Source organism: Rossellomorea sp. QJM3NY_18, assembly GCF_056173145.1.
Genome location: NZ_CM149659.1, coordinates 4,056,255 through 4,078,327, shown reverse-complemented (window position 1 = coordinate 4,078,327; position 22,073 = coordinate 4,056,255). Strand labels below are relative to the sequence as shown.

Here is a 22,073-nt window from a genome sequence, read left to right as displayed (position 1 = left end):
AGTGGGAACGAGCCGAATTCAGGTGTTTTTCGGAGGTCCGTCCCTAAAGAAGGAGGAAATTAAGATGGTGGAGTTGACGGGTTGTAGTTTGAGTTTGGATGAGGCGAAGCGGGTGATTTATGGGAAGGAGCCTGTGGAGCTTTCGCCGCTTAGTATGGAGCGGGTGCGGAAAAGTCGTGAGGCGGTTGAGAAGATTGTGAAGGAGAAGCGTGTGGTGTACGGGATCAACACGGGCTTCGGGAAGTTCAGTGATGTGCTGATCGATGCGGATGATGTGGAGGAGCTTCAGCTCAACCTGATTCACTCCCATGCGTGTGGAGTGGGAGATCCGTTTCCGGAGAACGTTTCGCGTGCCATGCTTCTATTGAGATGTAACGCTCTGTTAAAAGGATATTCCGGAGTTAGACCGGTCGTGGTCGAGCGCTTAGCGGAATTCCTGAACAAAGGGATCCATCCAGTTGTCCCACAACAGGGTTCACTTGGAGCAAGCGGTGACTTAGCACCTCTTTCCCACCTGGCCCTCGCTCTGATGGGGGAAGGAGAAGTCCATTATCAAGGAGAGGTCCAACAAACTTTGCCGGTCCTGTCAAAAGAAAACATTTTCCCGATCCAGCTTCAAGCGAAAGAAGGATTGGCACTCATCAACGGAACCCAGGCGATGACGGCAATGGGTGTCATCGGGTACCTGGAAGCGGAAGAGCTTGCCTTCCAAAGTGAAATAATCGCCAGTCTGACCTTGGAAGGATTAAGAGGAATCATGGATGCCTTCGACGAAGATATTCATTTAGTAAGGGGATATCCTCAACAGGTCGCAACGGCTCAAAGAATCAGAGATTACCTGCAAGACAGCAAGCTCACAACGAAACAGGGTGAGCTCCGAGTACAGGACGCTTACTCCCTAAGATGCATCCCACAGGTTCACGGAGCCTCCTGGCAGGCACTGGACTATGTAAAAGAAAAACTCGAAATCGAAATGAACGCGGCAACGGATAACCCGCTCATTTTTGATGACGGAGAGAAGGTCATTTCAGGCGGGAACTTCCACGGGCAGCCGATCGCATTCGCCATGGACTTTATGAAGATCGCCATAGCAGAACTCGCCAACATTTCAGAACGACGGATCGAACGACTTGTGAATCCGCAGCTGAATGATCTGCCGCCTTTCTTAAGCCCACAGCCTGGGCTGCAGTCGGGAGCGATGATCATGCAATACTGCGCGGCATCACTCGTATCGGAAAACAAAACCCTTGCCCATCCGGCGAGCGTCGATTCGATTCCGTCATCCGCCAACCAGGAAGACCATGTCAGCATGGGAACGATCGGATCACGTCACGCCTATCAGATCCTGCAGAACACGAGAAGAGTCCTCGCAGTCGAGCTAATCTGCAACCTGCAGGCAGCCGAGCATCGAGGGACGGAGCTCTTGGCCAGCAAAACACGCCAATTTTACGAAGAAGCGAGAAAGATCATTCCTTCCATCACGAAGGACCGTATCTTCTCGAAAGACATAGAAAAAGCCAACCAGTGGCTGCAGCAAACAACCCTGAGCACATTGATCAAACCAACCAAAACAAAGGAGGAAACGACAAATGGTTAAGGCAGACAAACGAATCGTACAAGTGAAAAGAGGGACGGACCTCGAATGTAAAGGATGGGAGCAGGAAGCGGTCCTCCGCATGCTCTACAATAACCTCGATCCTGAAGTAGCGGAAATTCCTGAGGAGCTCGTCGTATACGGCGGAATCGGGAAAGCGGCCCGTAACTGGGAGTCCTTCGACGCCATCGTCCATACGCTAAGAAACTTGGAGAATGATGAAACCATGCTCGTCCAATCCGGTAAACCGGTTGGTGTGTTCAAAACCCATAAAGCGGCGCCAAGGGTCCTGCTATCGAACTCAGTCCTCGTGCCGAAATGGGCGAACTGGGAGCACTTCCACGAGCTTGATCAAAAGGGACTCATGATGTACGGCCAAATGACGGCGGGAAGCTGGATCTATATCGGGACTCAAGGGATTTTGCAAGGAACGTACGAAACGTTCGCGGCCCTTGCGAAGAAGCATTTCAACAATTCCCTTAAAGGAACGATCACCCTCACAGCCGGATTAGGAGGAATGGGCGGGGCGCAGCCACTCGCCGTCACGATGAACGGGGGAGTCGTGATCGCCGTTGACGTGGACGCAGAACGCATCCAGAAGCGCCTCGATACAAAATACTGTGACGTGAAAACCGATTCCATCGAAGAAGCACTGATGATGGCGTATGAAGCGCGGGATCAGGGCAAGCCTCTATCCATCGCCTTACTAGGAAACGCGGCTGAGATTCACCATGAACTCCTCAAGCGTGACGTCAAAATCGACATCGTCACCGACCAGACATCGGCCCACGATCCACTCAACGGTTATGTCCCAGAAGGATATACACTCGAAGCGGCAACAGACTTACGCAAACAGGACCCGAAAGCCTACACGGCCCTGTCACAAAAAAGCATGGCAAAACACGTGGAAGCGATGCTCGAATTCCAACACCGTGGATCCATCGTATTCGACTACGGCAACAATATCCGTCAGGTCGCGAAGGATGAAGGAGTCGACAATGCGTTTGATTTCCCTGGCTTCGTACCGGCATACATCCGCCCATTATTCTGTGAAGGAAAAGGACCATTCAGATGGGCAGCACTATCCGGAGACCCGGAAGACATCTACAGAACGGACCGATTGATCAAAGAGCTTTTCCCTGAAAATGAAGCCTTGAATCGCTGGATCAATATGGCACAGGAGCAAGTGGCATTCCAAGGGCTTCCTTCCCGCATCTGCTGGCTGGGCTACGGCGAGCGTGTGAAGATGGGCCTTGCCATCAATGAATTAGTGAAAAACGGTGAGTTGAAAGCACCGATCGTCATCGGTCGTGATCATCTGGACTGCGGATCCGTTGCGTCACCGAACCGTGAAACGGAAAGCATGAAGGACGGAAGCGACGCGGTGGGTGACTGGGCAATCCTGAACGCCCTCATCAACACCGCGGCAGGCGGCTCCTGGATCTCCTTCCACCACGGCGGCGGAGTGGGAATGGGCTACTCATTACACGCCGGAATGGTCGTTGTGGCAGACGGGACGGACCTTGCCGAGGAACGTCTTGAGAGAGTCCTCACAACCGATCCCGGTATGGGTGTCATCCGCCACGTCGACGCAGGTTACGATATTGCAGAAAAAACAGCCGAAAAACATAACATCCACATCCCAATGAACAAAGGAGGAGAATAAGATGACCACTACACAATTCGACACGATCATCGACAACATCGGCCAGCTCCTGACGATGGATCATGGGGACGGACCTCTGAAAGGGGAGGCGATGAGCAAGCTTCCCGTACTCGAGGATTCAGCCATTGCCATCAAGGACGGACTTGTCGCCTGGATCGGTACGCATGAGGAAGCGCAATCCCTCAAAGCAACGGAACGAATCGACGCAGAAGGGAAGCTTGTCTCACCTGGTCTCGTAGACCCGCACACGCACCTGGTCTTCGGAGGCTCCCGTGAACACGAAATGGCACTCAAGCAGCAGGGAGTTCCTTACCTGGAAATCCTGAAGCGTGGAGGCGGCATCCTGTCAACAGTAGGAGCCACCCGTGAAGCATCGGAAGAGGAATTACTAACGAAAGCCCGCTTCCATCTAAACAGGATGATTTCATACGGAGTCACAACAGTTGAAGCGAAGAGCGGATACGGTCTTGACCGCCAGACAGAACTGAAACAGCTAAAAGTCGCCAAACAACTAAACGAAACGCACCCTGCAGAAATCGTCTCCACATTCCTGGGAGCACATGCTATCCCACCGGAATTCAAAGGACGCCCCGATGAATTTTTAGAAGAAATGCTGGACCTATTAAACGACATCGAAAAAGAACAGCTCGCTGAATTCGTCGACATCTTCTGTGAAACAGGCGTATTCACCGTCGAGCAGTCACGAGGGTTCCTGAAAAAAGCAAAAGAAAAAGGTTTCTCCGTCAAAATCCACGCCGATGAAATCGACCCTCTCGGCGGAACGGAAATGGCAACGGAAATCGGAGCCACAAGCGGAGACCACTTAGTAGGGGCATCTGACAAAGGCATCCAGGCACTGGGCGAAACCGACACGATCGCCGTTCTCCTGCCAGGAACGTCCTTCTACCTGAACAAAGGGAAGTACGCCAACGCAAGAGGGATGCTCGAAGCGGGAGCGGCCGTCGCCCTATCCACCGACTTTAACCCGGGCAGCTCACCGACGGAGAACCTGCAGTTCATTATGAATCTGGCATCCCTGCAGCTGAAAATGACGCCAGAAGAGATCTGGAACGCCGTAACCGTCAACTCTGCTTACGCTATCAACAGGGGAGACTCGGCAGGAAAGCTGGTCAAAGGCCGTAAAGCAGATATCGTCCTTTGGGATGTCCCGAACTATCATTACGTTCCATATCACTACGGGGTCAACCATACCAACACCGTCATGAAAGACGGATGTATCATCTACCGTAAGGAGAAGCTTCATGAGCATATTTCAACACATTAAGCCGGCTGGAAAAGCACAATTCAAAGACCGTTACACAACGAAAGCAGGAGAACTCCTGACAGCTTGGGAAGAGGGAAAGAAAGGGGACATCGCCATCATCGGCGCCCCTCTCTCCAAACCCTCCATCTCCCACTCAGGAGCAAGCATCGCACCGGACGCCATCAGACGGTGCCTGAACTCGTTCACAACCTATAACATTGAAAGAGGGAGGGACCTCGCAGAAGACAAAAAAACGATCATCGACTTCGGCGATATCTCCATGCACCCGACGTCCATAGAAGAATCACATCAACGAATCTATGAATCAACGAAAGCAGCAGCGAATACCAACGCGGCACCCTTCACCATCATCCTGGGCGGCGACCATTCCATCACTACGTCTACGGTCAAAGCCATCAAGGAAACGAAGGGGACGGTCGGCATCATCCAATTCGATGCCCACCATGACCTCCGAAACACCGAGGATGGAGGACCGACCAACGGGACCCCTTTCAGGAGATTACTAGAAGGTGGACACATCCAGGGAGAGCATCTCATCCAAATCGGCATCCGCAACTACGCCAATGCGAAAGCATACCATGATTATGCCATCGAGCAGGGTGTAACGGTGTATACGATGAAGGACGTCAGACAACAACAGATAACCAAACTCATCCAAAAATCTCTCACCCAACTAGAATCCCAAGTCGACACCATCTACCTCTCCGTCGATATGGACGTCCTCGACCAGGCGTTCGCTCCCGGCTGCCCGGCAATTGGCCCAGGGGGGATGCATCCGGATATGCTTACTGAAGCGGTCCAGACTGCACTCGAGCACCATTTGGTCCATACCATGGACATTGTCGAAATCGACCCGACCCTCGACATCAGGGACATGACGAGCAGGGTGGCGGCCCATCTTATTCTTGAAACTCTATCAAAATAACAAAAAAGCTTTGGAAGCTCCCCGCTTCCAAAGCTTTTTCTATGGATGAGTTCATTTGGTGCAGAAAAAAGATAAAATTTCTGAGACACCCACCCTTCCACCTTCGTCTAATGGAAGAAAAAAGAAAACTTACAAAAATGTAAAATAATACATTACAATTAAACAGATAAAGGTCCGTCCCTCAAAGCGATGAGGGACGGACCTTGACGGGTGCGGATTATGCAGGGGCAACCGGATTATCAAGGGGGATGGAAGATGGAAGAAGCGTGGCAGCAGGAGAAGAGGGGAGTGATGCAGATGGAGGTAAGCAGGGAAAGGTTGATTGAAGATTTGATTGATGAGTATGAAATGCAGGTGACCAAATTGGCCTACTTGTATGTGAAGGACTGGTCAGCAGCACAGGATATTACCCAAGAGGTATTCATTAAGGCTTTCCATGCATTACAGCAGTTTAATCAACACTCTTCTTACAAAACCTGGATATACCGTATCGCAATTAACCAGTGTAAAGATTATAAGCGTTCAGCTTATTTTAGAAGAAATACAGTCGTACATACATTCCATAAGATTCTGAACAAATCGACGACCGTCACTCCGGAAGAGGAATTGATGTCAAACGAAGCAAATGACTCAGTCGCATCCCATATACTGGCCTTGCCCGTCAAGTACCGGGAAATCATTCTTTTATATTATTATGAAGAACTCACCACACAGGAAATCGGCGATATGCTTGGGATCAACCCTTCTACCGTCCGGACGAGACTGGACCGTGGGAGAGAGAAACTGAAGAAAACAATGGGGGGGAGGTTATCAAATGAATAAGGACCCATTCCAAAATATCAAAAATGAAATTGAAAGGGAAATTTTTCAGAAAATAACTCCTGTTAGTCAAAAAAGAACCATCATGACAAAAATCAGAAGTGAAAAACAACATCAACATAAATCTTCAATTAAAACGATATTTGTAAACATTGCAGCTCCCCTGTGTTTCATCGTCATTTTCTCCATTTTAACGAGCAGTTATCTATTCCAGGATGAAAAGGTGAAAGAGAACGAAACAGAAGAGACGGAAGATCAATTTACATTTATCCCTACTGACGAGTTAGAAGAGCAGATAAAAGATGAAAAAGCCTTGACAAGGAGGTCAGCAAACCCTATCGAAAAAATAGAAGAAAATGAAACAACGAAAGAATTTGAGGAAGAAGAAGTGCAGAACGAAGAAAAAGGAAAAGAAAAGGAAGAACAGAAAGAGACACCTGAAGCTGATAAAGTAGTGCCTTTAGCCCTCTATGACTTCACAGACCTTTTGAATCGTCCTGAAGTGTTCAAACAGGAAGCCGGGAAAGGAACATTCATGGGAACACCTTTTACAATAGGCGATTCAATGGATGATATCCAGGCGCAATATAAGAATAGGTATGAAGTCGGCAAAGACTATGACCGAGTGGAAAATTACCTCCTTCAATATCATGAGGAAGAAAGGAAGTTATCACAGATTCGAGCCAATATCAGCTCTGTATATACGCTAAAGCAGGTCATTGAATCTCTGGGAGAACCTTATTATGCGTATGATGGAACCCGTAATGTTTTTACCGCTAAGTATTATTATGGTGACTATATGGTGACATTGAATCTTGACGGACAAAATAAAGGGAAACCATATACAGAGGCAGGGGTACAAACCATTGATCGGAGCTCATTTATTACGTCCATTTCCTTAATGAAAAAAGATGGTTCTCCTGCTACGATCAGTTCAGATGTAAAGTACCTCGGTGATGAGGAAAAGGTGGTTTTCCGTACAGAGTGGTTTGATAAAGCGAGAGAAGAAGTGGTGAATAACACCAAGGCGATCGAGGTCCTCTTGCGATCTCAACAGGATCCATTGGAATTTAACATCGTCGTTCCACAAGAAACAACCGAAGAGGAAATGAAACACATCGCTCACACTTTCCTGAAGAAACTGACAGATGCTTCTAGTGAAGAGAAGGAAGAAACTCTATGGAATACCTTCTCCTATATTGTCCATATCGAGAATAGTATAGATGGGTATTACGATACGGGGGTAAGCTATGTGACCACAACAAATGAGCCTTCTCCCATAAATCAGTGGGGGTATCCAGAAATCATTTGGACGGATGGGCTGAAATCACCATAATAAGGTCCATTTCCATGAAAGAAGGTCCATCCGGGTAGGATGGACCTTTTTTGTTCTATGCGAAAAAATACTCGCAGTTACATACTCTCTTTTCTATTTAACTCATAACCGGCATGTATTTCTTTCATCCCAATGACTTTAAGGAAATGCTGGAGTTTTTTCATACAGAGATCTTCAAGGTCTCCGATAATATCGAACTGATCAATGACCGCACACTTATCAATTTTTGCTGCTGAAACATGTAGGGACTTTCGATAGGTTACACTGTTGTTCATGGAGTACGTAGACACCATGGCTTCCCCGACCTTACAATCACCTTTGGAAAATTCGAACTGAAATACAATCGACAAATCTACATCAGAATATAGAGGATTTACTTTCATGCTTATGCTTTTCATCATGAAGCCCCCTTTCTTTTATTGTACTTTTATCCTATCAAATTTTTACAGCTCGGGTATTTGGCACCACAAAGCAATACAGGGGATATTGGTTAAAAATTCTCCTCATTCATTCACTTTTCCACCATTTATATAACTACGGGAATATTCTCAAAAGAATATTTTGAGGAGTGGACTGATATGTTAATCTTAATATAGGGCAGTTTCCTCATTTGACAATGCCTGATCCTCATATTGATAACCCTTACAAATCCAAGTGTTTGGGTGATCAAAAGATTCCCCTAAAACAAAAAAGCCTCCAAACTTTGGAGACGTAACGAAGCTTAATATACAGGTGGTAGTTCTTTCTTAGCGTATACTGGTGGTAACTCTGCTGCTGTCTCAGAGCTCGACTTGGTATAAACAGGTGGAAGTTCAACAGCCAATTGTGCACTAGATGGAGAATATACTGGAGGCAACTCAGCAAATTGTGTAGAAGTTGCTTGAACAGCTCCAAATGCTCCCATCAATATGAAAGAAGCCGTAGCGAATGTGAGCAAACGTTTTTTCATAGGTATTTCCTCCCTTTTTAAATTTAAGTCATCTTAGGTATCATTGATTATATAGTTATAATATTATTAAATCATATTTTAAAAATCTGCTGAGAAGGATTCTGGGGGCATACGAACCATTTTTAGTAGGAATTGTTGGCTTATACGCTTTTTTTGAAAGAAAAATATAATTATAGGAATATTATTAGGAGAGATGCAAATGGACTTCAGTGTTGTTGGGCAAAAAATAAAAGAATTAAGAAAAAACATCGGTCTTTCCCAAGAAGAGCTGGCGGAGGGAATATGTACCCAGGCTCAAATCAGTAAGATAGAAAAAGGGGATGTTTTCCCTTACGCCTCAACACTATTCTTAATATCAAGGAAGTTGGGGGTAGATGTCAATTACTTCTTCGATATAGGAATGACACCCCGATTGGATTATGTACAGGAAGTAAGCAAACAGCTTCAGATTGCAAGAAGAAGTATGAACTATAAGGAAATGAAAGAGATTGTATCTGCAGAAGAAGAAAATCCCCTTTTCTTTAATAATAATCGGAATCTTCAGTTACTTCAATGGCATAAAGGCATTTACCAATATGAACTTAATAAAAAAGTGGAAAAAGCAGAAGAGATTTTAAGAAAGGCCATTTCTCTATCTCATACAACGGATAAAATTTGGTCTGAACGTGAAATTGAAATTCTCCTTACGATCGGTGTCCTGTACTCTGAAGAAGGGGATTGGGAGAAGGCTCTCGAAATATATCAAGAAGTGAAGACACATATTCTCGCCTTGCCTAACCTGCAGGACTTCACTCTAAGAACCAGACTCTTTTATAACATAGCCAGGGTCCTGACACGATTGAAAAATTTTGAGGAGTCGACCCAATATTGTAATGAAGCAATTGATTGGTGTGTTCATAAAGATAATATGTACCTTCTGGGAGAACTTCATTATCATATAGGCTATAATTTCGAGCTGCAAGGAAAGCTTGAGGATGCCAAAAAATATATGCAAAAAGCACTGATCGTATTTGAACTGCAGGCGGACGATAAGTTTATGCAATTTATCCGTCGCAAAATTGAAAACTTCACCCAATAAAAATTATGAATTAAGGATTTGAGTGACGATGAATGATAAAAAGAAAAAAGTTATAAGCGCATTCTTAGTGGTGATTGGAGTAATCATCTTAATTCTGATAGCTTTCTTCCTAATTCAATGCCTCCGAGAAAAATTCTATCAAACAGACTTTGATGAAAGGTACCAGACCATTTCATTAAAAGAAGATGGGATAATTGATCCGGTGCAAGTATTTCATGGGGTGAAATTACATACGTATGTTTTAGACGAAGACCAACCCAAAGAGATCATTTTTGAAATAAAAGATGAAGTTGAAAATGAACTTGAAGGGTATGAAATAAATTCCGATGGTGAAGGAATGGAACTATACTCAGACGCGATTCAATACAAACAAGTGAAGGATAAGCAAACGGGGGAAGAACAATTTATTGTCAGTGTCCAGAAATCCCCCGGCGGTGAAGGCTCACCAGCCTCCTTTCGCACGTATACAATTAATGAAAACGGTGTCATCAAGGTAAGTGATTTTACAATGGATACGAAATCAAAATTGGGTACTCAATGGATAAGGGGAATATCTGATGAAACGCATGGTTACTATACAGATTTACCTTATCAAGATGGTGCGATTGGATCTATCCTGTTTTTATCTTTGATTGGATTCTTTTTGGTAGCAAGTGGATTATGGTTAAGGCGTCCTGAATTTGAAAAAGGAAAGGGGGCAGTGGGGTAAACGCTTGTGTATTTCTCAGTAGCATAGTCCGAAAATGAAAAAACCCAGTCCCTTACTCCGGGACTGGGTTTTTAGAATTAATTCAAATCCAAATGATCCTTCAATTCACTCTGTACTTTTTGTCTTTCTTCCTCAGGCACAATATAGTAGTAAATGCCGCCAATTTTTGTACCTTCTCCTGCGATTTGGCTTTGAGAGATATTTTCGGTTGCACTCTTATAGTTCTTTTGAATTTCCACCATTTCATCCAACGTTAGGTTGGTCTTCACGTTCTCACCAATCGCTTCGAAGATATCTCCATAGTTCCAAAGAGAAGAAACGCTTGCACCCTCCCGGATTACGGCTTCTATCACCTGGCGTTGCCGTTCCTGCCTTCCAAAGTCTCCTCTAGGATCTTCGTAACGCATACGGGAATAGGCAAGGGCTTCTTTCCCGGTCAGTGATAAAGAACCTTCTTTAAAGTTATACCCACCGTAGTTAAAGGTGAATTTGTTTTGTACGTTTACACCGCCAACTGCATCTACGATATCTCTAAAGCCTTCCATGTTGATTTTGGCATAATAATCAATGGGAATATCAAGAAAATTTTCTACGGTATCTATGGACATTTCAACCCCGCCAAAAGCATAGGCGTGGTTAATTTTATCTTCTGTACCTTTCCCAACTATTTCTACTCTGGTATCACGAGGAATACTAAGCATTTTCGTTGATTTTTCATGAGGATTTACCGTTACGACAATCATGGTATCTGAACGACCCCTATCACCTGCTCTTTCGTCTACTCCAAGAAGCAGAACTGAAAATGGGTGTTTCTTCTCAAATTTCACTTCTTCGGTACGTTTATCCGATTTCGGTCGATCGATGTCTTCGTTCATCGTTTCAGCTGTTTTACTTAAAGAATGATAAATGGAATAAGCATATCCGGCACCTGCTACTAGAAGGAGGAGGAAGATGATGCCCACCACTTTCGGCCACTTGCGTTTTTTATGATGTCTATCCGCTCTCAAATTGTTTCCCACCTATAATATTAATTTTTTGCACATAAGAAAAATATACTAGAAAATGAGTGAAAAAGAAATACATTAGTAGAATTTTGTCTGTCTATGGAAAACAATCAAGAAAATACCAAATAATTGTCGTTTATGCTCAAGTGATTGGATTATTTTGGTACAATGACAGTAGACAACCGGAGGGAGAGGATACTTTGTTAAAAAAAGTCGGAATCACACTTTTGTTATTCTTTCTTGTATTCAGTCTGATTCAAATGGACCAGGCAAAAGCAAATACGAGTGTAAATCGAATATTTGGTGAGAGCAGGTATGATACAGCTGGAATGATTTCTCTAAGGGGATGGGATCAGGCGGAAACCGTTGTAATCGCGAGTGGGGAAACATTTCCCGACGCACTGGCAGGGGGCCCCCTTGCTTATCAATTGAATGCCCCTATCTTACTGACCTATAAGCATCGGTTGCCCACGGAGACAAGAGAGTTCATCAACATACTGGAGGCTAAGCAGGCATATATACTTGGCGGTGTAGGAGCGATTGACCTTTATGTGGAAAAGCAACTAAGAGACTTAGGCCTGAAGATTACGAGAGTCGGAGGAGATGACCGGTTTCAGACAGCTGCGAAAATAGCAGATTATCTCCCTTCTGATCAAGCCATCGTGGCAAACGGCCGGAACTTCCCGGATGCACTGGCAGTGGCAACGTATGCTGCGAAGAATGGCATCCCGATTGTTTTAACGGAATCTACAGACTTGCCTGAAAGTACTAAAAAAATAACAGATGAAAAAGAAGACACGATCATTGTAGGAGGGGAAGGCGTGATTTCTTCACATGTCGCATCAGACCTTCCTTCATCAACCCGGTATGGTGGTGCCAATCGTTATGAGACGGCAAAGAATATCATTGAGGGACTCCCAATGGGCAAGGAAGCGGCCTACGTCGCTACGGGCGAGAATTTCGCCGATGCACTGGCAGGGTCTGTTCTGGCAGCTAAAGCCAACGCACCGATTCTACTAGTGAAGAAAGATGATATCCCTTCTTCCATTGAAAGTCTAGTAAACTCCTATCCATCGTTTTCGATCTTTGGCGGGAAAAATGCAGTATTTTATAAAGTGGAAGAACAATTAATCGGCAGTACAGAAGAGTTTCAGTTCCAAGGAGTTCATATCAATGCGACAGAAGCATTTTTACGTTCCGTTTTAGGAGACCCTGACCGAATCGATGAGAGCCGGTTCAACTTTGATTGGTACGTGTATAACAAAGATCCGGAAACGTATATTCAATTTGGTGTATTTCACGGGATAGTGGTAGCGGTGTATTCAAATTCAGATAGCTGGACGTCGGAGTCGGGTCTTAAGCTTGGCATGAGTCAACCGGAAGTCGGGAACCTTATGGATCAAATCGGTGCTAAGTATGACCAGGGAAGCGACTACGTCTATGATGAGAAGCTCATCCGTTTGTATTATGATCAGAACGACGGTAATACATTAGCAGGGATTTTCATGGTAAGGCAGGACTTCACGATGACCAACCCTGATTTCAATCAAGAAAAAGTAAGAATCAGTATGGAAAATCAACTTCTCGATCAAGCCAATGCATTGCGTGCCCGTCATTTCCTCGAGCCGCTCCAGGAAGATTCAAGTGCACGGGAAGTGGCAAGGGCCCATAGTAAGGACATGGCAGTCAGAGACTTCTTCAGTCATGAAAACCCCGATGGCCTCACACCCTTTCAGAGAATGGAGCAGGCTGGTATTTCCTACTCATCTGCGGGGGAAAATATCGCAGCGGGGCAGTTGAATGCCATAGCCGTCCATGACGCATGGGTGAATTCAGCCGGCCACCGCAAAAACATCCTGAGCACCCTCTATAAAAGGCTTGGAGTGGGAACATACTATGGAGGAAAGTACGGAGTATACTATACCCAGGACTTCTACACACCATAAACAAATAGATCCCGATGACATCTTCGTCATCGGGATCTACTATTTTATAATTCATAAAATCTTTTAAAACCATCAAACTTGGATTTCCAGTAGGAGTTACTCAGGCTGGATATTTCGACTCCATTATCCCCTGCATGAATGAACTCATTATTCCCTACATAAATGCCTAAGTGAGAAATGCCTTTTTTATATGTATTTTCAAAGAATACTATATCTCCCGGCTGAGGAGAATTCACATAATAAGAACGGCTATAATACCCTTCACTGGAAAGACGCTTAACATCCTTTGCTCCGGCTTCCTTGAAAACGTAGTAAATGAAACCACTGCAGTCAAAGCCGCCAGCCGAAGATCCTCCCCATACATAAGGAGTTCCCATATGAGACGTTGCCTCACTTAATAATTTATTTACTGAGAAAGTGGATGATGAACTTGAGGCAGGAGGCTTAACGTCTGGAGCCGTCCCTTTTGTCCCCTTTACTTTCAACACCTGTCCAACAGACAGGAAGTCGCTCGAAAGTCCGTTCAAGCTCTTCAATTCGCTGACACTGACACCGAATGCTACACCGATATAAGACAATGTATCGCCGGACTTCACTTTGTAGTTAGTCACTGAACTATCTTGTTGCGGTTTAGCAGGAGCGGGTGCCGGTTTAGCAGGTGCAGGCTGAGATCCTGAATTCGATACTTTCAGAACTTGTCCAATAAACAGGAAATCACTTGATAAACCGTTCAGTTTTTTCAGTTCTGCCACAGTCACACCGAATTTTACCCCGATATGAGATAACGTATCCCCCGACTTCACCGAATAGCTTGAAGTGTGAGCAGCTTGAGTCGGCTGTGCAGGAGCTGGCGCAGCCGGTTTACTTGGAGCAGTCGGGGTTCCCGCTTTAGCCACCTTTAATACCTGCCCTGGATAGATCAGGTGATTACGTAAACCATTCCAGCTCATTAAATCATTCAGCGTAATAGAATGAGTAGCAGCAATCTGACCTAATGTATCCCCGGACTTGATCGTATACGTATTGGCGGATGTCTGCCCTGTAGTGTGCTTTGGTGATTCAGGTGCTTTAGGAGGTTGAGACCCGTTGGCGCTTACCTTCAATACCTGATTAGGAAAGATCATTTCCGACTGTAGCTTGTTCAAGCTCTTCAAGTTGGCGATGGTAGTGTCGTATTTATGTGCGATCAGCCAAAGGGAGTCACCTGATTCCACCTTATGGGTGCTTGCAGCGGCATAGCTAACAAACGAAGACGAGAGAACAGCCGTAGCTGCTACAGATACTAATGTCTTTTTCACATACACTTCTCCTTTTTTGTCATAGTTTGATAGATGATACCGTCATTTTATCACATAATTTGGTGAGAAAAGCTAAATAATTCCTTAATTAGTAAAAAAACATTACTTTTCTATCAGGAATTCAATGATCCCTTTAGCCCAAGCTTCGTGCCCTTTTTCATTTGGACTGCTTACTTCATCTAGATAAGACTTAATTTCCTCATCTTCGACATCTGGCCAGTTTGACCAATGATCGATATAGGGGATGTCGTTGTCCCCGGCGAATTCCTTGATCTCAGTAACTTGTGCCTCATAGTTTGCCGGCTGGTAAATGGGCTGGGGGGGAGTAAGAACAAATGAAGCCCCAGGGGATAATGTCTTTACTTCCTCCCGGATGGTTTCGATGTTCTGAAGCGTGTCTTCAATCAGGACGTTTCCGTTATCCTGGAAGACAAACGGCTCGAAGATGACCAGCCCTGGTTGTAATTCCCCGACCTCTTCATACTTTTCTTCCCGGACGAAATCAAGAGTATTGAGATCATAGGACAGACTTTCGACGGATATGGTGTCGCCGTATTCTTCTTCTAAAGCGCTCGTGACGAGGTCATTCCAGCCGTTTTCAACCGAATCCATTTCCGTAGAACCTAAGAGGACCACATTGAATGTCTCGCCGGCTTCAAGCTTTTCTTTATAAAGGGAACGGGCTTCTTCGGGCCAATTTCCCATCGCTGCCAGCTCTTTCTCATCGCTTTCAAGGGAATCGGAATTGTCATCAGTAACCGGTGAATCTTCTTTAGCCACAGTATCTGATTTCACATCTGCGGTGGACGTCATAGACTTCCAGTGCAGGTTTCCGTATACAATGACACCACCACATAATATAAGTAAAAACAAAATAAAGACCTTTTTCATTACGAACCTCCTAAATGTAATAAACATGGAAAATGGAACCAAATTCACAGGAACCCTTCCAATAATAAACAATCTATTGTTTAATAGATAAGTAACAAAAGATTTCAATTCTATTAAAATTATGACAAGATTCCCTAAAAATAACAAGAACTTATGATATAATATGACGAGATTTTTATTTTTGAAGAAATTTTAGGAGGATATCATGGAAGAAACCATCAGTTTAAAGGAGCTCATTCAGACGCTGAAAAAGCGCATGAGTCTCATCATCATACTGACCCTAATGGCAGTATTGGTAAGTGCCGCAATCAGTTATTTCGTCCTTACGCCAATCTATCAATCGTCCACTCAGCTTCTCGTGAATAAATCGAATGACGACCAGCAGTCATTTAATGTAGGGGAAGTGCAAACGAACCTGCAATTAATCAATACGTATAATGTCATTATGAAGAGCCCTGCTATTCTGGATATTGTGATTGATGATCTTAAGTTAGATATGACAACCGGAGCATTAAATGAAAAAGTGACGGTTCAAAGTGAAAAGGATTCACAGGTGGTGAACATCTCCGTTCAAGATGAAGATCCTAAACAGGCGGCGGCCATCGCGAATAAGATTGCGGAAGTCTTCCAAACTGAAATTGTGAAAATCATGAACGTCGATAATGTAAGCATCCTCGCAAAGGCTGAACTCGGGGAAAACCCTTCTCCCATTAAGCCGCAACCTCTATTGAATATCGCCATAGCGCTTGTAGTGGGATTAATGGCAGGAGTCGGACTTGCATTCTTATTAGAATTCTTGGATAACACAGTGAAAACAGAGCAAGACATAGAGAAAGGTCTAGAACTTCCTGTATTGGGAGTCATTCCAACGATTACCGATAGTGAATTTCAAAAGGTAGCTCATCGTCAGGAAAGAACGTCAAGACGCAGAGGTGAAAGTGTCGGTGTTTAATAAGCAGAAGAAATCAATGAACTCAAATATACGTAAGCTAATTGCAAAAGTGAACCCGAAGTCTCCTGTATCGGAGCAATACCGTACGATTCGTACAAATATTCAATTCTCATCCGTCGACCAGGAATACCGTTCGATCATGGTATCATCCGCAGGACCCGGGGAAGGGAAATCCACCACAGCAGCCAATTTAGCCGTAGTCTTCGCTCAGCAAGGTAAGACGGTACTACTGGTGGATGCAGATATGAGAAAGCCGACCGTTCACTATACGTTTAACTTCCCGAACACGACAGGATTGACGAATATCCTATCGAAGCAAATATCATTAAAGGAAGCAGTCAAAGACAGCGGAGTGGACAAGCTTCATATCCTTTCAAGCGGTCCGATTCCACCGAATCCGGCCGAGCTTCTAAGTTCAAGAGCAATGCAGAACTTCTTTGAAGAAGCTTATAAAGAATATGATTTGATTCTCTTTGATACCCCACCAGTACTGGTCGTAACCGATGCCCAAATTATGGCGAACCAGTGTCACGGAAGTATCCTTGTCGTTTCAAGTGGGAAAACAGAAATGGATCCGGCAAAGAAAGCAAAGGAACTTCTACAATCCACAAAAGGAAAGCTGCTAGGATGCGTCCTTAATAATAAGAAAGCTACCGAAACAGACTATTATTACTATTACGGAAATTAAGCTGCATTCGACAAAATTCACCCCTTTACAAATATACCTAGTGGTGTAAAATGGTAGTCGATGTAAAATTAAGTCGAAAGAACTAGAAAAGGAGGAGTTAGGAATGATTGATATTCATAGTCATATCCTGCCGGGAATAGATGATGGTGCCAATACGATTTACGACAGTATCGATATGGCAAAGCAGGCTGTCTCGGAAGGGATTCACACAATCATTGCGACTCCTCATCACCGTAATGGAAAATACAACAATGTGAAGTCGGACATCCTTCCACTTGTGAATGAAGTAAATGATCGATTTAAAGAAGAACAGATCAACCTGGAAGTTCTTCCGGGACAAGAGTGCCGCATTTATGGTGAGATTTTAGAAGATTACCAAAAGGGTGATATCTTACCTTTAAACCAAGTTTCCCAATACCTTTTTATTGAATTCCCATCGAGTTCAGTACCGAGATATGCGGAAAAACTTCTATATGACATTCAGGTAGAGGGTCTGACCCCTGTCATCGTTCATCCCGAACGGAACGCCGAGCTAATCGAGCGACCGGAAAAGCTTTACAAGCTTGTACAAGGAGGAGCGGTCACGCAACTGACTGCCTCGAGCCTGGTGGGATATTTCGGCAAGAACATCCAGAAATTCTCACAGCAAATGATCCAAGCCAACCTGACACACTTCATCGCATCAGACGCTCACAACATACGCAATCGCACCTTCAAAATGGAAGAAGCGATGGACTATATAGAGAAAAAGTACGGAATAGACATGGTTTATTACTTTACAGAGAACGCAGAGATGCTCGTCGATGGGAAAAATATATATAAAGAAATACCTGAATTGATTAAGAAAAAGAAGTTCCTTGGAATCTTTTAAAAAATCAAGATACAGGTAATCCTAAGGTACTATTGTCGTTGGTAAGTTAGACTAAATAAGTTGCACAAAGACAACAGTAGAATTTTGGAAATGTCTCCTTACCGTTATCATCGGAGGCACTCGGTCACACCGTGGGTGAAGAGGAAACTTTACCTTAGACGCACGTCGTCATTGGTGGGATGTGAGGAAGGGTTAGATGCCCAAAAATACTATAATAATAGAAGATAGTAAAGTTTTTAAATGAAAACGCTTTATGTAATTTATTCAAACAATGGGATGAAAAAGATTAATTGTAAAATCAAGGAGAAAAAAGAATTGAAAGATTTTAACACTTTGTCTAAAAGTATGAAAAAAGCCATAAGATACATATACCAGGACGCACCGATAGAGCGGCTGGAAGAAATAAGAACGCTAATCAATCAAGCCATTGAAAAAAGATTAAATGATCAAAAGTAAATCTAGATACCTAAGGAAAGGGTATACGGTTGTATCTTTTCCTTAGGTATTTAATTTGTCAAAATAACGTAGAAAAGAAGGGATTTATGTGAGTTATACAAAACGGGTATCATTGCTGATGCTTTTGGATTCATTGATCGTGTTAACAGCCATTTATTTCGGTTATTATCTCCTCCATCCAACATTCAGCCTGTACACGTTACCTACACTCGTCTTCAGCTCATGTGCATTACTGGTAAGTCACCATGTATTCGCATTTATTTATCGCCTTTATCAGAAAGCATGGGAATATGCGAGTGTTGGAGAGATGGTTGCCATCATACGAGCAATTTCATTTTCAATAGTGGCAACCGGAATTCTTCAGTTTATTGTGAACGGGGATATATATGTTCGAGTATTAGCGGTCACTTGGATGCTTCATATTATCTTAATTGGTGGATCACGATTCTCATGGAGAATGTACAGACATTATTACATAAAGCCAAAGCAGGAAAAGAAACGTGCTTTAATCATCGGAGCAGGTTCTGCAGGATCTATGCTTGTGCGTCAGTTAATAAAGAGCCAAGATACTGATTTGCTTCCAGTCGGATTTATTGACGATGATCCTAAAAAAATGAAGCTTCAAATTTATGGTGTAACAATACTAGGCCGTACTAAAGATATACCGACATTAGTTGAAAAGCATCAAGTTGATAATATCATCATTGCCATTCCTTCCCTTCGCAAGGGTCAAATACAAGAAGTATATCAACAATGCAGTAAAACTTCGGCAAAGGTACAGATCATGCCGATGATTGAAGATATCGTTTCCGGTAAAGTATCCGTCAATCAATTCCGGGAAGTGCAAGTAGAAGATCTGCTTGGTCGAGAGCCGGTAGAGCTTGATACTGACAGTATTTCAAAGAAATTATCAGGGAAAACTGTACTGGTTACAGGTGCTGGTGGTTCGATTGGGTCTGAGATCTGTCGTCAAGTTAGTAAATTTAAACCCAAGAAGCTTTTATTATTAGGGCACGGTGAAAACTCTATCTACACCATCGATATGGAATTAAGAAATAAGTATGGAACAGAACTGAAAGTTGTTCCTATCATTGCTGATATTCAAGATCGAAACCGCATTTTTGAAGTATTTGAAGAGCATGATCCTGAGGTTGTGTACCATGCAGCAGCACATAAGCATGTGCCATTAATGGAATATAATCCAAAAGAGGCGGTCAAAAACAATGTAATTGGTACGAAGAATGTGGCTGCAGCAGCCGATACATTTGGAGTGAAGACATTCGTGCTTGTCTCTTCTGACAAAGCTGTGAACCCGACCAACGTGATGGGATCGACGAAGAGGATCGCTGAGATGGTGATTCAGAACCTGGATAAAGAAAGCCAGACCAATTTCGTTGCCGTACGTTTCGGTAACGTACTCGGTAGCCGTGGAAGTGTTATTCCGTTATTCAAAAAGCAAATCCAGGCAGGTGGGCCGGTGACGGTGACCCATCCGGACATGACGAGATACTTTATGACGATTCCAGAAGCATCACGACTCGTTATGCAGGCGGGGGCTCTGGCACGTGGTGGAGAAATCTTTGTCCTTGATATGGGTGAGCCGGTCAAAATCGTTGATCTCGCGAAAAATCTGATTACTTTATCTGGTTATACAGTAGAAGAAATCGGGATTAAATATGCGGGGATTCGTCCTGGTGAGAAGATGTATGAGGAACTGCTTGGAGAGAATGAAGTTCATGGGGAAGCGGTGTTTCCGAAGATCTTTATTGGGAAGACGGTTGATTTTGAGTATGAGCGGGTTTCTAATTTGATTGTGAATCATACGGAGTTTGATGCTCAGTATTTGGCTGACTATGTGTTGGGGTTGGCTAATAAAAAATCAGAGATGCTAGTGGAAAGTGCAAACTGAAATAATTCATGTAGGAAACTTTATAAATTAGTGGGATGACAGATAGCTAAATTCCTCCTGCTAATTTCTCTTTAAATAAAATAACTGATAAATAAAGGGGTGACAATAATATGTATATGACTTTTAAAAGGTTTATCGACATCATACTTTCTTTCATAGGACTTACTATTTTATCACCTATTTTCTTAATTCTGGTCGTTGCGATAAAAATGGATTCTCGAGGTTCTGTCCTTTTTAAACAAAAACGAATTGGAATTAATAAAACGCATTTCAATATACTAAAGTTTCGCACTATGCGTATCGACACCCCCAAGGACACCCCGACTCATCTTTTAGAGAATCCTGAACAATATATTACTAAAATGGGGAAATTCCTAAGAAAAACATCTCTAGATGAGCTTCCACAAATATGGAATATTTTTGTGGGTCAGATGAGCGTTATAGGTCCACGTCCTGCTTTATGGAATCAGTATGATTTGATTGTTGAGCGGGATAAGTACGGTGCAAATGATGTGCCCCCGGGATTAACTGGGTGGGCACAAATTAATGGTCGGGATGAGCTCCCTATTGACATAAAAGCAAAATTGGATGGAGAGTATGTCGAGCGTATTAGTTTCTGGATGGATATTAAATGTTTCTTTGGGACGCTCATTAGTGTTATTAAAAGTGATGGAGTAATGGAAGGTGGACCAAAAGCATCAGCGAAAAAAGAAATCGCTAGTTCAAAAGAAAAAAGTTCTTCAAAAAAGGAAATTTCATAATAGAGGTGTAGAAATGCTATTAGTAACAGGAATCACTGGGCATACGGGTAGATATTTCTTAAAAGAACTTATTGATAATAAGTATGAAGATCCAATTCGATGTGTTGTTAGAGAATCATCTGAAACATCACTTTTAGATAATAGTGGGTTGAATATTGAAAAGGTTATTGGTGATTTAGATGATCCAAACTTTATTGATAGGGTGATGACTGGTGTTGAAATGGTAATGCACATTTATAATATCCACCATTCCCCATTGATAGTTAGGGCTGCAAATAAAAAGAAAGTAAAAAGAGCTATATTAGTACACACAACAGGAATTTATTCAGAATTCAAGTATGCTTCTGAAGGATATAAGAAAATAGAGAAAGAAATTCAAGAACTAATAAATAAACCTAACTACTCGACAAATATTACAATATTAAGACCTTCAATGATATACGGAGATCTTTGTGATAGGAACATGAGTAAGTTTATTAAGATGGTAGATAAACTGAAAATCATGCCTGTAATAAATGGTGGAAATAGTTTAATCCAACCAGTTAACGCCAGGGATTTAGGGAAGGCTTTTTATACTGTATTAATGTCTCCTGAAGCACCTAACGGAGAGGCTTATGATTTATCTGGAGAAAAGCCAATTAGTATGATTAATGCATTCAAAGCGATAAGCAAAGAACTCGATAAAAAAACAGTCTATATAAGCGTCCCGTTAGGTTTAGGAGTGTTAATGGCGAGAGTCATCAATACTATTACGTTAGGAAAAATTGATTATGTAGAACGTGTCCAGAGGATGGGAGAGAACAGAAACTATTCTCACGATCATGCGTCTCGTGCTTTCAATTATAAGCCCATGACTTTCGAAAAGGGTATTCAAATAGAAGTACGAGAGTACCTAGAGAAAAATCGAAATTAGTCAGATGAGTAGGTGTATTAAAA

The 22,073-nt window shown here is 43.3% G+C and carries 20 protein-coding genes; 15 read left to right on the top strand and 5 right to left on the bottom strand.

What is annotated here, in order from left to right:
• Positions 1-64: 64 nt before the first annotated feature.
• The 6 genes from hutH to AC0VXY_RS20885 all read left to right on the top strand — a co-directional run bounded on the left by hutH (position 65) and on the right by AC0VXY_RS20885 (position 7,625).
• Positions 65-1,597, top strand: a complete 1,533-nt coding sequence (gene hutH, locus AC0VXY_RS20910) for a histidine ammonia-lyase (protein ID WP_475526439.1) — start codon at positions 65-67, stop codon at positions 1,595-1,597.
• Complete coding sequence (gene hutU, locus AC0VXY_RS20905) at positions 1,590-3,260, top strand: urocanate hydratase (protein ID WP_475526438.1); 1,671 nt, start codon at positions 1,590-1,592, stop codon at positions 3,258-3,260. Before hutH ends, hutU begins: the two co-directional genes overlap by 8 nt.
• A gap of 1 nt (position 3,261) precedes the next feature.
• Complete coding sequence (gene hutI / locus AC0VXY_RS20900) at positions 3,262-4,545, top strand: imidazolonepropionase (RefSeq protein WP_475526437.1); 1,284 nt, start codon at positions 3,262-3,264, stop codon at positions 4,543-4,545.
• The gene (gene hutG / locus AC0VXY_RS20895; protein ID WP_475526436.1) at positions 4,523-5,470 is read left to right on the top strand and encodes a formimidoylglutamase; all 948 of its coding nucleotides are present in this window, start codon (positions 4,523-4,525) and stop codon (positions 5,468-5,470) included. Before hutI ends, hutG begins: the two co-directional genes overlap by 23 nt.
• Before the next feature lie 255 nt (positions 5,471-5,725).
• A complete protein-coding gene (locus AC0VXY_RS20890; RefSeq protein ID WP_475526435.1) occupies positions 5,726-6,292 on the top strand; it encodes a sigma-70 family RNA polymerase sigma factor in 567 nt (188 codons plus the stop codon).
• Positions 6,285-7,625, top strand: a complete 1,341-nt coding sequence (locus AC0VXY_RS20885; RefSeq protein WP_475526434.1) for a hypothetical protein — start codon at positions 6,285-6,287, stop codon at positions 7,623-7,625. The genes AC0VXY_RS20890 and AC0VXY_RS20885 overlap by 8 nt, the downstream gene beginning before the upstream one ends.
• 77 nt (positions 7,626-7,702) lie before the next feature.
• Here the strand turns inward: AC0VXY_RS20885 and AC0VXY_RS20880 are convergent, their stop codons facing one another.
• Both AC0VXY_RS20880 and AC0VXY_RS20875 read right to left on the bottom strand, forming a co-directional pair.
• Positions 7,703-8,026 carry a hypothetical protein gene (locus AC0VXY_RS20880; protein WP_475526433.1) on the bottom strand — a complete coding sequence of 108 codons (324 nt, stop codon included), beginning with the start codon at positions 8,024-8,026 and terminating at the stop codon, positions 7,703-7,705.
• 320 nt (positions 8,027-8,346) lie between these two features.
• A complete protein-coding gene (locus AC0VXY_RS20875) occupies positions 8,347-8,574 on the bottom strand; it encodes a hypothetical protein (RefSeq protein ID WP_475526432.1) in 228 nt (75 codons plus the stop codon).
• 199 nt (positions 8,575-8,773) lie between these two features.
• On the opposite strand from AC0VXY_RS20875, the gene AC0VXY_RS20870 reads away from it, so the two are divergent.
• The gene (locus AC0VXY_RS20870) at positions 8,774-9,652 is read left to right on the top strand and encodes a helix-turn-helix domain-containing protein (protein WP_475526431.1); all 879 of its coding nucleotides are present in this window, start codon (positions 8,774-8,776) and stop codon (positions 9,650-9,652) included.
• 28 nt (positions 9,653-9,680) lie between these two features.
• A complete protein-coding gene (locus AC0VXY_RS20865) occupies positions 9,681-10,361 on the top strand; it encodes a hypothetical protein (RefSeq protein WP_475526430.1) in 681 nt (226 codons plus the stop codon).
• A gap of 77 nt (positions 10,362-10,438) precedes the next feature.
• On the opposite strand, the gene tagU is transcribed toward AC0VXY_RS20865, so the two are convergent.
• The gene (gene tagU, locus AC0VXY_RS20860) at positions 10,439-11,368 is read right to left on the bottom strand and encodes a polyisoprenyl-teichoic acid--peptidoglycan teichoic acid transferase TagU (protein ID WP_475526429.1); all 930 of its coding nucleotides are present in this window, start codon (positions 11,366-11,368) and stop codon (positions 10,439-10,441) included.
• Between the two features lie 197 nt (positions 11,369-11,565).
• Between tagU and AC0VXY_RS20855 the strand changes: the two genes are divergently transcribed.
• A complete protein-coding gene (locus tag AC0VXY_RS20855; RefSeq protein WP_475526428.1) occupies positions 11,566-13,311 on the top strand; it encodes a cell wall-binding repeat-containing protein in 1,746 nt (581 codons plus the stop codon).
• A gap of 44 nt (positions 13,312-13,355) precedes the next feature.
• Here AC0VXY_RS20855 and AC0VXY_RS20850 read toward each other — a convergent pair whose 3' ends face one another.
• Together AC0VXY_RS20850 and AC0VXY_RS20845 are read right to left on the bottom strand one after the other, a co-directional pair.
• Positions 13,356-14,609, bottom strand: a complete 1,254-nt coding sequence (locus AC0VXY_RS20850; RefSeq protein ID WP_475526427.1) for a C40 family peptidase — start codon at positions 14,607-14,609, stop codon at positions 13,356-13,358.
• Between the two features lie 102 nt (positions 14,610-14,711).
• Positions 14,712-15,500, bottom strand: coding sequence for an SGNH/GDSL hydrolase family protein (locus tag AC0VXY_RS20845; protein WP_475526426.1), 789 nt, complete (start codon positions 15,498-15,500; stop codon positions 14,712-14,714).
• A 205-nt stretch (positions 15,501-15,705) separates the two neighbouring features.
• Between AC0VXY_RS20845 and AC0VXY_RS20840 the strand changes: the two genes are divergently transcribed.
• The 6 genes from AC0VXY_RS20840 (at position 15,706) to AC0VXY_RS20815 (ending at position 22,050) form a co-directional block, all read left to right on the top strand.
• Entirely contained in the window at positions 15,706-16,452 is a 747-nt protein-coding gene (locus tag AC0VXY_RS20840) for a YveK family protein (protein ID WP_475526425.1), read from the top strand.
• A 16-nt stretch (positions 16,453-16,468) separates the two neighbouring features.
• Positions 16,469-17,140: a CpsD/CapB family tyrosine-protein kinase gene (locus AC0VXY_RS20835; protein ID WP_475526424.1), complete on the top strand. Its 672-nt coding sequence runs from the start codon at positions 16,469-16,471 to the stop codon at positions 17,138-17,140.
• A gap of 103 nt (positions 17,141-17,243) precedes the next feature.
• Entirely contained in the window at positions 17,244-18,011 is a 768-nt protein-coding gene (locus tag AC0VXY_RS20830; RefSeq protein WP_475526423.1) for a tyrosine-protein phosphatase, read from the top strand.
• A 544-nt stretch (positions 18,012-18,555) separates the two neighbouring features.
• Positions 18,556-20,376 (top strand): polysaccharide biosynthesis protein, encoded by a 1,821-nt coding sequence (locus AC0VXY_RS20825; RefSeq protein WP_475526422.1) that lies wholly within the window; start codon positions 18,556-18,558, stop codon positions 20,374-20,376.
• A 110-nt stretch (positions 20,377-20,486) separates the two neighbouring features.
• Positions 20,487-21,137 carry a sugar transferase gene (locus tag AC0VXY_RS20820; protein WP_475526421.1) on the top strand — a complete coding sequence of 217 codons (651 nt, stop codon included), beginning with the start codon at positions 20,487-20,489 and terminating at the stop codon, positions 21,135-21,137.
• 13 nt (positions 21,138-21,150) lie between these two features.
• A complete protein-coding gene (locus AC0VXY_RS20815; protein ID WP_475526420.1) occupies positions 21,151-22,050 on the top strand; it encodes an SDR family oxidoreductase in 900 nt (299 codons plus the stop codon).
• The last annotated feature ends 23 nt before the right edge of the window (positions 22,051-22,073 follow it).